This is a genomic window from Pedobacter sp. MR22-3 (assembly GCF_026240075.1).
Taxonomy (GTDB): domain Bacteria; phylum Bacteroidota; class Bacteroidia; order Sphingobacteriales; family Sphingobacteriaceae; genus Pedobacter.
The window spans coordinates 92,719-105,219 of the sequence record NZ_JAPIVF010000009.1 but is presented as its reverse complement, the minus strand read 5'-3'; the positions used below and the strand labels follow the sequence as shown (position 1 = coordinate 105,219).

Below are 12,501 nucleotides of genomic sequence, written 5' to 3'. Positions count from 1 at the left end.
CAAACGCCAAACGCCAAACGCCAAACAAAACAAAGGTCATTAAACCTTTTTGATCCGGTTGTATCCAAAAGTAATTAAGAAGCAGCAATTATAAGCCTGAAAAAATCAGATTTATTTGCCTCTTAATGATTAAAAAAACACATTCAAAAAATGAAAAAAATATTTTTAGCACTGATAGGGATTACTTGCCTTTTATCCGTTGCAGATGCACAAAAGAAAACTTCGGGTGCCATTCAGTTTGAAACCACCATTGATCCGGCAGCTATGGCAGCAGCAAGTGGCATGCAGATTCCGGATCAGATGAAAGCTAGAATGCCTTCGGCCAGTAAGAGCAATTTCGAATTGTTGTTTACGGCCACCCAGGCAAGTTACATGGCTGTTGAAGATATGGAAGATAGCAATGGTGCGGGTGGCGGCGGCGGAATGGGCAGAATGATGATGCGTTTCGGTGGAGGTGGCGGCAACCGGGAATACTATTATAATTTTGCAGATCAAAAGCTTACTGAAGTTTTTGATTTAAATGATACCACCTATTATATGCCAAGTAAATTGGAACTGTCTGCTTCTGGTTCGATTAGCTCATTTAGAATGGGCGGAGCACCTGGTGATACTTCAAAACCTAAACCGGTTGCAGCTCCAAAAATAGAAGTTTTAAAAACGGGTGCTACAAAAAAAATCATTGGGTTTGATTGTAAAGAGGTCATTGTCAAATCAACCAGATCAGTTAAAATTCTGGATATGGATAAAGACGTAACTGAAGAAACACATCTCTGGTATACGAATGATCTTGGATTTAATTTTTCTCCAAATCCTAAAATGTGGACAGAAGGTACAGTTTTGGCTATTGAAGGAAGAGGTAGTTCAACCATTGCCAAAAGTATTGAATATAGGGGCGTAAGCACTAAAGATGTTACACCTCCAAAGAAAGCAAGGTTAATTACTGAAGCGGAATATAAAGTTAAAATGGACAATATGATGAAGCGTTTCAGGCAAAACAGGCCACGTGGTGGTGTTCAGCGAATTGTTGTTCCAGGGAATTAAAATTGGAAAAATGTATTATAGAGGCCTTTCAGATTTATTTTGAAAGGCTTTTATCTTTAAAAAGGGTTAATTTCTAAGAAGTTTTAGAAGTAATTATTTCGTCCGTTCTCATGTACTCCTCCCTTGGGCGTCCTCCTAAACTCGATTCAAATCTGGATTTTATTTGAAATATTAAGGCATGAAGCGCAATTTTCCCGGCATGTTTCCTGCCGAATCATTCCTGCACTTCAGCGTAGTCCACGAGCATCTTCCTGAACTTGATTCAGGATATGTCTACCGTAATCAACCACCCTCAAATTTCTCAAAATATTTCGCCGTCTCAAATAACGGTGAGATAAATTTTCTTATCTTCGCAGCAATAAAAATCACTTTGTATGTGATTTAGAATTCACCATATTTTTAAACCGTTCCGAAATTTTAATACTGAATAAGGAACAAATCATAGTTGTAGATGATTAATATTACTTTACCTGACGGCTCCGTTCGTCAGTATGAACAGGGCACATCTGCCCATCAAATTGCACTATCCATTTCTGAGGGTTTAGCCCGTAATGTTTTAGCTGCCGAGGTTAATGGCGAAGTTTGGGATGCCACACGCCCAATTGAAGCTGATTCTTCAGTAAAATTGCTAACCTGGAATGATACTGCCGGTAAATCGACTTTCTGGCATTCATCAGCCCACTTAATGGCTGAGGCTTTAGAAGCAATTTATCCGGGAACAAAATTCGGTATTGGTCCGGCCATTGAAACTGGTTTTTATTACGATGTAGATTTCGGCGACAAGGAGTTTTCTTCTGATGATTTCAAGGCCATCGAAACTAAAATGATCGAACTGGCTAAGCAAAAGGAAACTTTCACCCGTGAAAGTGTAAGCAAAGCAGATGCAATCAAATATTTTACCGAAAAAGGCGACGAATATAAACTGGATTTGATTGAGGGTTTGGAAGATGGAAAAATTACTTTCTATTCTCAGGGCCAGTTTACTGATTTATGCCGTGGTCCGCATATTCCCAATACCGGTTTCGTTAAAGCCGTAAAACTGATGAACGTCGCCGGTGCTTACTGGCGCGGTGATGAAACTAAAAAACAGTTAACCCGTATTTATGGTGTAACTTTTCCTAAAGCAAGCGAGCTGACCGAATATTTAGCCATGATTGAAGAAGCTAAAAAACGTGATCATCGTAAACTGGGAAAAGAGTTAGAACTCTTTATGTTTTCAGAAAAGGTAGGGATGGGCTTACCAATGTGGTTGCCAAAAGGAACTGCATTAAGAGAACGCTTGGTACAGTTTTTAACAAAAGCGCAGGCAAAACACGGTTATGAGCAAGTAGTTACACCACATATAGGGAATAAGAATTTATATATCACTTCCGGACATTACGAGAAATATGGTAAGGATAGTTTTCAGCCAATAAAAACGCCGCAAGAAGGAGAGGAGTTTTTATTAAAGCCGATGAATTGTCCGCACCACTGTGAAATGTACAAATTTAAGCCAAGATCATACAAGGATCTACCTGTTCGTTTTGCAGAATTTGGTACGGTATATCGTTACGAACAAAGTGGTGAGTTACATGGCTTAACCCGTGTAAGAGGTTTTACTCAGGATGACGCGCATTTATTTTGCCGCCCTGATCAGGTAAAAGAAGAATTTAAAAAAGTGATCGATTTAGTACTTTATGTATTTAAATCGCTGGGTTTTGATAATTATATTGCCCAGGTATCTCTTCGTGATCCGGATAATAGATCGAAGTATATTGGTAATGATGAGAATTGGAAACTTGCAGAGGAATCCATTATCGAGGCTGCTGCCGAGAAAGGTTTGAATACTGTGGTGGAATATGGCGAAGCGGCCTTTTACGGACCTAAGCTGGATTTCATGGTGAAAGATGCTTTGGGTAGGAAATGGCAGTTAGGGACTATTCAGGTAGATTATAATTTACCAGAGCGTTTTGAACTGGAATATACCGGTAGCGATAACCAAAAACACAGACCGGTAATGATTCACCGTGCGCCATTTGGTTCATTGGAAAGATTCATCGCAGTTTTGATTGAGCATTGTGCCGGAAATTTCCCTCTTTGGCTAAGTCCGGAGCAATTTATTATTCTTCCGATTTCAGAAAAATATGAAGAATATGCAAAAAAAGTTTTAGATGAATTAAATAATTCCGATATTCGCGGGCTGATTGACTTTCGAGATGAGAAAATCGGACGTAAAATCCGTGATGCCGAAGTTAAAAAGATCCCTTATATGCTTATTATTGGCGATAAAGAAATGGCTGATGGAAAAGTTTCAGTACGTAAACATGGTGAAGGAGATTTAGGGGAAATGACGTTGGAGGAGTTCAACACTTTATTAAAAAAAGAAATAACAGTTTAAATTAAAATAGTTACACGTTTGGCATTAGGAAGACCAGGATTTAACAGGGGACCACGTCCGCCTTTTAAGAAAAAAGAAGCAGAGCATAACATTAATCAGTACATTAAATCGCCTGAAGTGCGTTTGGCTGGCGATAATGTTGAACCTGGGATTTATCCTTTGGCAAAAGCTTTGGCGCTTGCTGATGATCTGGAATTGGATTTGGTAGAAATTTCTCCAAATGCTGTACCACCAGTTTGTAGAATTATTGATTACAGTAAGTTTGTTTACGAACAAAAGAAAAAGCAGAAAGAAATTAAATCCAATGCTAAACAAACTGTAATTAAGGAAATTCGTTTTGGTCCGAATACAAATGATCACGATTTCCAGTTTAAATTGAAACATGCAATAAGCTTTTTAGAGAACGGTGAAAAAGTTCGGGCTTATGTGCATTTTAAAGGTAGGGCAATTGTGTACAAGGAGCAGGGTGAAATTTTACTTTTAAAATTTGCCCAGGCTTTGGAAGATGTGGGTAAAGTAGAATTATTGCCTAAATTGGAAGGTAAGAGAATGTTCTTGACCGTTGCGCCTAAAGTAGCAAAAAAATAAAAATAGGTTTATAAATTAAAAAACAGGTTATGCCAAAAATGAAAACCAATTCCAGTGCTAAAAAGCGTTTTTCGCTTACTGGAACAGGTAAAATCAAAAGAAACAAAGCATACAAAAGTCACATCTTAACCAAGATGAGTACTAAACGTAAACGTGCGCTTGGAAATGCAGGAATTGTAACAGATGCAGATTCAGGTAATGTTAAACGTATGCTTTGCATCGGAAAGTAATTTATTAATTCACCAGGTATCAGGCCTTAAGTTTCCGAGAAAAAGGAACGCCGCTTACCAAAAAACAACAACAACATGCCACGTTCGGTAAACGCAGTAGCTTCGAGAAGAAGACGGAAAAAAGTCCTTAATATGGCCAAAGGCTATTGGGGCGCAAGAAGTAAAGTTTTTACAGTTGCTAAAAACACGGTAGAAAAAGGTTTGCAATATGCATACCGTGACCGTAAAGTTAAGAAAAGAGAATTCCGCGGATTATGGATCCAACGTATTAATGCAGGTGCTCGTCAGCACGGTATTTCTTACTCTCAATTAATTGGTAAACTGGCTTCAAAAGAAATCGGTTTAAACCGTAAAGTATTGGCTGATTTAGCAATGAATCACCCAGAAGCTTTCAAAGCTGTAATTGATGCAGTAAAATAGAAATTCTCGCTTAGGCGACAATCATATTTTAAAAATGTTCCGGTGAAAATCGGAACATTTTTGTTTTATACGAATCCTTAACTATCAAAATATTATCCCGCAGATTTTGGAGATTCACAAGGAAGCAAGTAGCAATAACCTGCGAAATCATGTTGATCTGCAGTTAACGCCTTGCATCAAATCAAATTACCTGAAGATAATTATTTATAGAATAGGCCTCGATTCAATTGAGCTTTGAAATATACGTGCACCACTCAATCAATGATCAATTAACCAATCTCTTTAGCTTAAGCTATTCGTAAACTTCATTCTGATCCCGCTTTGGAAATCCTGAATAATTTTAAAGATTTCAATTAAAGTTACCTTTTCAATTTTTGTCAGTGAATCAATATCAATAAAATTATTTGGGATAGCCTGATCATTAATGATGAGACTGGCCTGATGTTTTAGGCGCAGTGCCATTAAATAATAATAAGCATGCGAAAGCTCACTGTATTGCTTTTCACTAAAAACAGTTAATTCTCTTAATGCTTTTAAACGCTCGCCAGTATTCTCTTTCTGAAAAATTCTGTTTTGTAAAGCATATACCCTTGCCAGATCCACAATTGGCGTCATTGCGGTTTTAATATCAAAAACTTCACGCTTGGCAATTTTTTGTGTCCGGATGTTTCTAAAGTAAGTGAGCGGCGGCTCATATAATAATGCATTTTTGGCCAGATATACATAAAATTTTTCTATAGGTTTCTGAAGTTCCTCATCTACAAAAGACCGCAGACTGGTCATTAAAGATAAATCACCATAAATGGCCCTGCAGTCAAAAAAAGCGGCAAACTTAACGGCGGTTTCAGGAAGGGCTTCTTCAATCCAGTTTTTGTAATTGTATTTCCAGTGTTCCAGTGAATGTGTCCAGTTTGGATTGGTGGCCATATAATCGCCATCACAGTAAACAAAGCCCACATGGTTCAATTTGTCTGACACCTGTGTGGCAAAATCAAGAAAGTAGGAGCGAACTGCCGGTCTTTGATCTTCTGGCGTATCTTCGTACAAAATGGCATTGTCCTGATCAGTTTTTAAACTCAGTTCCTTTCGGCCCTCGCTGCCCAGAACCATAAACACAAATTTTGCCGGGGGCTGTCCGAGTTTATCAATTACCTCTTCTATTATTTTAAGCGAGATCGTATCGGCAATGGTGGTAACCACTTCATTCACGATTTTTGCATGAACACCTCTATCTAAAAGCTGCGCCACAATATGTGGTACTTTTTGCCATTTAGATTTTAAATCAGCAGTATTTACAGCTGATTTAACTGATTGGATAAATACCAGCGGCGATTCTGCCTGCTCGCTCAAAAGCCTGTTACGACTCAGGAAACCAACATAATTGCCATTGTCATTCACCAATAGATACCTTGATTTTTTCCCAAACATCATCAGGATTGCTTCATATACAAATGCCTGAGGTGTAATGGTTACTATATCTGGATCCATCACTTTACTGATGGCTATTTGGGGGTCAATACGTTTGGCAATAACTTCATCACGAAGAATGATGTCCGTTACAAAGCCTTTAAACTGGCCTGAATCATCCTCAATAAACAGGCAACTGGTTTTGTGTTCAGCCATTTTAATCGCCGCTTCAAAAACCGGCGTATCCGGAGAACAGCTCACGATTTTCTTAAACGTAATATCACCAATTCTTGAAGTATAGATTTTATCTGCTAACTTATTATCCATGGAAATATTTTTTGTAAAATACGTCTAAACAATGAGCGTTCTTCTTCCTCCGACACTTTTATAAAGGTTTGTTCCTGATTGTAAATGGAAGATATGCTTATTTTTTGATCTCTCAGTAAATGAAAGAAAATTTTTGAAGTATTTAAAGCATCAGTAAGCGCATTATGTGTTTCATCAGGCTCTTCATTAAACAGAATGGTATAGAATTTATCAAGTTTAAGGTGGCTGATCACGGTATTGGTCACATAATCAGCACTTGTTTTCATGGTGCAATAGAACGTTGACAGACTAAAAATACTTTCTATACCTAAACGATTGAGTTCAACATTAACCATATGAAAATCCAGTTCGACGAAATGCCCGATAACTAAAGGATTAAATTTTTTCATATCCGCACAGAAAGATTGCATTATGGGTTGAATCGGCTCGCCATGAAGTTTTAAAAAATCATTTGTTATGTGATGAATTTTTTGTGCGGATTTATCAATGATAAAGCCCGAGTTTTCGATATAATGGTTTGCACGTTTGATTTCAACGAAATGCTGATCAAAAATAATCCATGCCATTTGCAGAATGTGCGGCCAGTTATTCTCCTTGGAATAGGGAGCCCGCCAGTTTTTGGGCAGGCCGGATGTTTCTGTATCTATAAAAAGGAAATAATTGTGCAACTGGTGATATTTAGGTTAGTCGAAGCAATTCAATGAAAACTGCATCTTGTACCAAAGGTAATAAAATTTGATTATGCTGATCGATAACCTAATTAATTTGATCAGCCAATAAACACTTTAATAACGCTCTTACTTCAATAAGGCCATGTAAAGCAAGGCAGCGAGTGTTGCACCTATTACCGGACCAAGAATCGGCACCCAGGCGTAAGACCAGTCACTGCTTCCTTTTCCCTTCATTGGAATGAGTGCATGAATAATTCTGGGACCCAGATCCCTCACCGGATTAATGGCATAGCCAGTTGTGCCACCAAGTCCTAAACCAATTACCCAAACTAAAAAGGCTACTGGTATAGCACCTAATGAGCCTAAACCGATAGGCGTTTTGTCAATTCCCATTTCAGCATTAGTAAAATAGAAAATTACAAAAATGAGTACAAAAGTGCCAATAATTTCAGATAAGAGATTGGATGTAAGATTTCTAATCGCTGGTGAGGTAGCGAATGGGGCTGCTTTTAAACTTTGATCTGCAGTCGCATCAAAATGATCTTTATACATAATCCACACCAGGAATGAGCCGATCATCGCCCCGCACAATTGAGCCAGGATATAATAAGGAACTTTAATCCAATCAAATTTCTGGGCAATGGCCAGGGCAATAGTCACTGCAGGATTCAGGTGAGCACCACTGTAGGGTGCAGCAATTACCACACCTACAAAAACAGCCAGGGCCCATGCGGTGGTGATCACCATCCAGCCACTGTTATGGCCTTTTGTACCATTAAGCACTACGTTTGCCACTACGCCGTTTCCTAAAAGAATAAGCAGGGCTGTTCCAATTAATTCTGCGACAAATTCTGTCATAAGCTGATTGATTGATCTTATTTTATATGTTGATTTAATCTGCGGTACCGATCCTCGCAGCTTTTATGGCTCTGTTCCAGCCTTTAATTCGTGATGTATTATCTATTCCTTCTTGTGCCTTAAATGTTTTATCGATCTTCCATTGCGACCTGATTTGTTCAATGCTATCCCAGTAACCTGTTGCCAGTCCGGCCAGGTAGGCAGCCCCCAGGGCAGTCACTTCAGTGATTTCAGGCCTGACCACTGTACTTTTTAATAAATCGGCCTGAAACTGCATCAGCAGGTCGTTACTGGTTGCACCGCCATCAACGCGAAGTTCAGTGATTTCTATACCGGCGTCGGCCTCCATGGCTTTTAACACATCCATGGTTTGGTAAGCAATACTTTCAAGTGCCGCCCTGGCAATATGTGCTTTGTTGGTACCTCTTGTTAAACCGGTAATGGTTCCCCGGGCATGCTGATCCCAATGTGGTGCACCTAAACCGGCAAAAGCAGGAACAATATACACCCCATTGGTGTCTTTTTCCTGTTTGGCCAGCGTTTCTATATCTGCTGATTTGGAAATCAGTCCAAGCTCATCTCTTAACCATTGTACCACCGCACCTCCTATAAAAATACTTCCTTCCAAGGCATAATTTACCTGGCCATTTATTTTCCAGGCGATAGTAGTTAGTAAATTATTGGCAGATATTTTAGGTGTATCACCAATGTTCATTAACATGAAACAGCCCGTACCATAGGTGTTCTTAACCATTCCGACTTCCGTACACATCTGCCCGAAAAGAGCAGATTGCTGATCTCCGGCAATTCCGGCAATTGGTATTTTAGCCGCCAGGATTTTGCCGGCAGTTTCGCCATATACCTCACTTGATGATTTGACTTCAGGCAACATACTCTTCGGGATGCCAAAAAAATCCGTAAGCTCATCATCCCAGTTCAGCGTATGAATGTTATACAACATGGTGCGTGAAGCATTGGTAACATCAGTAACAAAGGTTTTTCCGGCAGTAAGTTTCCAGATCAGCCAGGTGTCCACAGTTCCGAAGGCCAGTTTACCTGCATCTGCTTTTTCCCTCGCACCCTCCACATGATCCAGAATCCATTTGGCTTTGGTAGCAGAAAAGTAAGCATCAATCACTAAACCTGTCTTCTGTTGTATTTTACCGGAGAATTCCTGCTCCTTAATTTCATCACAATATGCTGAAGTTCGCCTGTCTTGCCAAACAATAGCATTGTACACGGGCTGTCCTGTTTCCTTATCCCATACCACAGTAGTTTCTCTTTGATTGGTAATACCTATAGCATTAATATCTGAAACTGATAATCCAGCCTTTATAATGGCTTCAGTAGCAACAGTTAATTGTGTAGACCAGATTTCCAAGGGATCGTGCTCTACCCAGCCAGCCTGCGGATAAACCTGTGTAAATTCCTTCTGCGCAATGGCTACGATTTCTCCATTGTGGTTAAAAACAATCGCTCTTGAACTTGTGGTTCCCTGATCAAGGGATAAGATATACTTGCTCATTATGTTTTGGTTAGATACGTTTAACTTAATTTGGAAGTTGTTCACTGTTTTGATGCCCATAAATATAGCCATCGGCCAGCAGGTTAAAGTCTTTAACCTGTTCAATTTGCCAGGATTCATCCTGACTGAACTCAGCGGCAAGAATGGCTGCTACTTTCGGTGCCATCATTTTTGCTGCCCTGGCATCAATAAATAAGATGCGCAATCTTCTGCTCAGCACATCTTCAACTGTTTTGGCCATTTCATACCTGGCTGCCCAGATTACCTGAATTTCGCTGTCCGGAAAATCAGGGTGAAGCTTTTGGTTAAATTCAGGAAGTTCAGCAGCAAGCTTTTCAATCTTTTCACGGTCTGATCCATAAAGATCAAGATAATGGTTTCCATTAAATGCACTGCAACCATGAATATTCAGGTTTTGGGTTTTGCAGGTAGTTGCTTTGAGTTGTGCATGACTGATGGCTAGATCAACGGTTTCCTCTGCCATGCTTCTATAAGTTGTCCATTTACCGCCCGTAATGGTAATCAGGCCTTTGGCTGATACAATAAGTTTATGGTCTCTGCTGATTTCTTTTGTATTGTTTTCATCGCCACTGGCTGGTGCGGCCAATGGACGTAAACCTGAAAACACACTTAAAATGTCCTGTTCATTTGGCACTTTTTGGAAATAATCACCGGCGGTATTTAAAATAAAATCAACTTCTTCTTTTAAAGCCCTGGGTTCTAAAGCGTGTTCATTTAAAGGTGTATCGGTTGTGCCTACCAAAAGGTGGTCATGCCAGGGCACAGCAAAAAGTACCCTGCCGTCTGACGTTTTTGGAATCATTAAGGCCGCATGGCTTTGGAGAAATGCTTTGTGCAGCACGATATGCACACCCTGACTCGGCCTGACCAATTTTTTAGAGGTTGGGTCATTCATCGCCAGAATATCATCTACAAATACTCCTGTGGCATTAATCACTACTTTTCCTTTTGCTTTTGCGGTGTTGCCATTAAGTATGTGCAGCATTTCAATACCTGTTACTGCACCACTTTCATTTTTAATAAGGTTGGTTACTTTGGTATAATTACAAAGTGTGGCACCTTGTTCTACAGCAGTTTGAGCAATGTTAATCGCCAGACGGGCATCATCAAACTTGCCATCATAATAGCTGATACTGCCTTTCAATCCTTTAGATTTAATCCCAGGCATTCGTTGCAGGGTTTCTTTTGTTGAAAAGAACCTGGATTTACCAAAAGAAAATTTGCCAGCCAGCCAATCATAAAGGGTTAAGCCCGTCAAGTATTTAATTACCGAAAACCAACTGTAGCAGGGAATAATAAATTCTTCATGATGCACCAGGTGATTGGCATTCTGCCGTAATAAACCACGTTCTTTTAATGCGCGTTTCACTAAACCAATGTCACCTTGTGCCAGGTATCGAACACCTCCATGAACCAGTTTGGTGCTACGGCTCGAAGTACCTTTAGCAAAATCTGATTGTTCTACCAGCAATGTTTTTAAGCCACGGGTAACAGCATCCAGTGCGGTACCCAAGCCAGTGGCACCACCACCTATGATGATGATGTCCCATTCGGAATGGGCTGGTAAAATATAATCCGATGCTGTTTTCATTTGGTTTCACTAATTTTAAAACGAAACAATACGCAAGTATAGATAATCAAATTCGAAATCATATACGAATTGTATTAAAAAAATATTAAATATTTCCACAAATCAATTTTATAGAGATTTTTATTTGCTATTTTGCGAAATACTTAACTAAAAAAGTTTATGATGAATTTGGCGGAGAGGCACCAGTTTATTTTAAGTCGCTTACAAAAGGATCAATATATCAATGTTGTGGATTTATGTAAGGAGTTGAAAGTGTCTTCTGTGACGATAAGAAAGGACTTAAAACTCCTGGAAGATAAGAGCTTACTTTTCAGAACCCATGGTGGTGCCACTGTTAATAATCCTTATACCATTGATCGGCCGGTAAATGAGAAAGAGAAAATCCAATCTACAGAAAAAAATAAAATCGGTATGGCCGCCGCTGCATTGTTGAATGAAAATGATTCTATTGTCATCGCTTCAGGCACCACGGTTTATTATTTTGCTAAAAACATTACACCATCAACCCATTTAACCGTGGTAACATCAGCACTTAATGTTGCTTTGGAATTAATGCGCGAACCCAATATAGAAGTGATCCAGCTTGGCGGAATTTTAAGAAAAAGTTCTTCTTCGGTAATGGGTGCCTACGCAGAACAGGTGCTGCAGGATTTTTATTTTAACAAACTTTTTTTAGGGGTTGACGGAATTGACCTGGATTTCGGTTTAACCACTACCAATGCGATGGAAGCCCACCTGAATAGAAAAATGATTAATGCCGCTCAAAAAACAATCGTACTTGCTGATTCTACCAAATTTGGAAAAAGAGGCTTTGGGAAAATATGCGGGCTGGAAGAAATTGATCATATCATTACCGATAAAGGAATTTCTGAACAAATTGTAAAACATTTAGAAGGCTTAGGTGTTACTGTAACTATCGTATAAATTTATTTTATACAAGAACCAAAACAATATAATTTGAATATGGAAACTAAACGAATACACATTTTAGAAGACGATCAGGAAATCAGAAATGTAATAGAAATTCTTTTAAAAGAAGAGGGCTTTGAATTGCAGTTATCATCTTCTTTCGCAGAATTGAAAAAAAATATTCAGGATGCTATGCCAGACTTGTTTTTGCTGGATGTGATGTTGCCTGATGGAAATGGTGCAGAGATATGTGAAGATTTAAAAACAGATATGTTTACCAAACACATTCCCATTATTGTAATGTCTGCACAAAATAACAGCGAACAAAAAGCAATTGCAGCCTTTGCCAATGATTACATCAGTAAGCCTTTTGATATTTATGATGTTTTAGACCGCATTAACGCACAGTTAAAAATCAGTAAAGAAAATAGCCCTGCAAAAGCTTAATTACTTTAGTAGGTTAATTAATAACATTTGCAAAATATAAAGGCTGGAAGAAATTCCAGCCTTTATTATTGATTGCTATTCTGAATTGA

General features: G+C 39.0%; 12 protein-coding genes. 7 read left to right on the top strand and 5 right to left on the bottom strand.

All coding sequences use genetic code 11. The annotated features are described in order from the left end of the window. The first annotated feature begins 150 nt into the window (after window positions 1–150). The 5 genes from OQ267_RS21045 (at window position 151) to rplT (ending at window position 4,656) form a co-directional block, all read left to right on the top strand. Complete coding sequence (locus OQ267_RS21045; protein ID WP_265817834.1) at window positions 151–1,041, top strand: hypothetical protein; 891 nt, start codon at window positions 151–153, stop codon at window positions 1,039–1,041. 451 nt (window positions 1,042–1,492) lie between these two features. After that, window positions 1,493–3,418, top strand: a complete 1,926-nt coding sequence (gene thrS / locus OQ267_RS21040; RefSeq protein ID WP_088302734.1) for a threonine--tRNA ligase — start codon at window positions 1,493–1,495, stop codon at window positions 3,416–3,418. Between the two features lie 18 nt (window positions 3,419–3,436). Further along, complete coding sequence (infC, locus tag OQ267_RS21035; protein WP_088302733.1) at window positions 3,437–4,006, top strand: translation initiation factor IF-3; 570 nt, start codon at window positions 3,437–3,439, stop codon at window positions 4,004–4,006. Between the two features lie 29 nt (window positions 4,007–4,035). After that, the gene (rpmI, locus tag OQ267_RS21030) at window positions 4,036–4,236 is read left to right on the top strand and encodes a 50S ribosomal protein L35 (protein ID WP_010600880.1); all 201 of its coding nucleotides are present in this window, start codon (window positions 4,036–4,038) and stop codon (window positions 4,234–4,236) included. A gap of 75 nt (window positions 4,237–4,311) precedes the next feature. After that, complete coding sequence (rplT, locus tag OQ267_RS21025; protein ID WP_029285460.1) at window positions 4,312–4,656, top strand: 50S ribosomal protein L20; 345 nt, start codon at window positions 4,312–4,314, stop codon at window positions 4,654–4,656. Between the two features lie 282 nt (window positions 4,657–4,938). Here rplT and OQ267_RS21020 read toward each other — a convergent pair whose 3' ends face one another. From OQ267_RS21020 to OQ267_RS21000, 5 genes are all read right to left on the bottom strand, one after another. Next, window positions 4,939–6,390 (bottom strand): DUF294 nucleotidyltransferase-like domain-containing protein, encoded by a 1,452-nt coding sequence (locus OQ267_RS21020; RefSeq protein WP_265837926.1) that lies wholly within the window; start codon window positions 6,388–6,390, stop codon window positions 4,939–4,941. After that, window positions 6,375–7,058 (bottom strand): 3'-5' exonuclease, encoded by a 684-nt coding sequence (locus OQ267_RS21015; protein ID WP_265817836.1) that lies wholly within the window; start codon window positions 7,056–7,058, stop codon window positions 6,375–6,377. Before OQ267_RS21015 ends, OQ267_RS21020 begins: the two co-directional genes overlap by 16 nt. Before the next feature lie 129 nt (window positions 7,059–7,187). Then, window positions 7,188–7,919 (bottom strand): MIP/aquaporin family protein, encoded by a 732-nt coding sequence (locus OQ267_RS21010; protein ID WP_265817837.1) that lies wholly within the window; start codon window positions 7,917–7,919, stop codon window positions 7,188–7,190. 34 nt (window positions 7,920–7,953) lie between these two features. Beyond that, a complete protein-coding gene (glpK, locus tag OQ267_RS21005; protein WP_265837924.1) occupies window positions 7,954–9,444 on the bottom strand; it encodes a glycerol kinase GlpK in 1,491 nt (496 codons plus the stop codon). A 25-nt stretch (window positions 9,445–9,469) separates the two neighbouring features. Next, window positions 9,470–11,056 carry a glycerol-3-phosphate dehydrogenase/oxidase gene (locus OQ267_RS21000; RefSeq protein ID WP_265837922.1) on the bottom strand — a complete coding sequence of 529 codons (1,587 nt, stop codon included), beginning with the start codon at window positions 11,054–11,056 and terminating at the stop codon, window positions 9,470–9,472. A gap of 159 nt (window positions 11,057–11,215) precedes the next feature. Here OQ267_RS21000 and OQ267_RS20995 point away from each other — a divergent pair, with 159 nt between their 5' ends. Then, complete coding sequence (locus OQ267_RS20995) at window positions 11,216–11,980, top strand: DeoR/GlpR family DNA-binding transcription regulator (protein WP_088302726.1); 765 nt, start codon at window positions 11,216–11,218, stop codon at window positions 11,978–11,980. Between the two features lie 39 nt (window positions 11,981–12,019). Further along, on the top strand, window positions 12,020–12,412 hold the full coding sequence (locus OQ267_RS20990) for a response regulator transcription factor (protein WP_036677030.1): 393 nt from the start codon (window positions 12,020–12,022) through the stop codon (window positions 12,410–12,412). Window positions 12,413–12,501: the final 89 nt, after the last annotated feature.

Excerpts from the sequence above, each read along its gene's own strand:
- OQ267_RS21045 (WP_265817834.1), top strand. The coding sequence starts at position 151 with ATGAAAAAAATATTTTTAGCACTGATAGGGATTACTTGCCTTTTATCC.
- glpK (WP_265837924.1), bottom strand. The coding sequence starts at position 9,444 with ATGAGCAAGTATATCTTATCCCTTGATCAGGGAACCACAAGTTCAAGA.
- rpmI (WP_010600880.1), top strand. The coding sequence starts at position 4,036 with ATGCCAAAAATGAAAACCAATTCCAGTGCTAAAAAGCGTTTTTCGCTT.
- OQ267_RS21020 (WP_265837926.1), bottom strand. The coding sequence starts at position 6,390 with ATGGATAATAAGTTAGCAGATAAAATCTATACTTCAAGAATTGGTGAT.
- OQ267_RS21010 (WP_265817837.1), bottom strand. The coding sequence starts at position 7,919 with ATGACAGAATTTGTCGCAGAATTAATTGGAACAGCCCTGCTTATTCTT.
- OQ267_RS20995 (WP_088302726.1), top strand. The coding sequence starts at position 11,216 with ATGATGAATTTGGCGGAGAGGCACCAGTTTATTTTAAGTCGCTTACAA.
- thrS (WP_088302734.1), top strand. The coding sequence starts at position 1,493 with ATGATTAATATTACTTTACCTGACGGCTCCGTTCGTCAGTATGAACAG.
- OQ267_RS21000 (WP_265837922.1), bottom strand. The coding sequence starts at position 11,056 with ATGAAAACAGCATCGGATTATATTTTACCAGCCCATTCCGAATGGGAC.
- rplT (WP_029285460.1), top strand. The coding sequence starts at position 4,312 with ATGCCACGTTCGGTAAACGCAGTAGCTTCGAGAAGAAGACGGAAAAAA.
- OQ267_RS20990 (WP_036677030.1), top strand. The coding sequence starts at position 12,020 with ATGGAAACTAAACGAATACACATTTTAGAAGACGATCAGGAAATCAGA.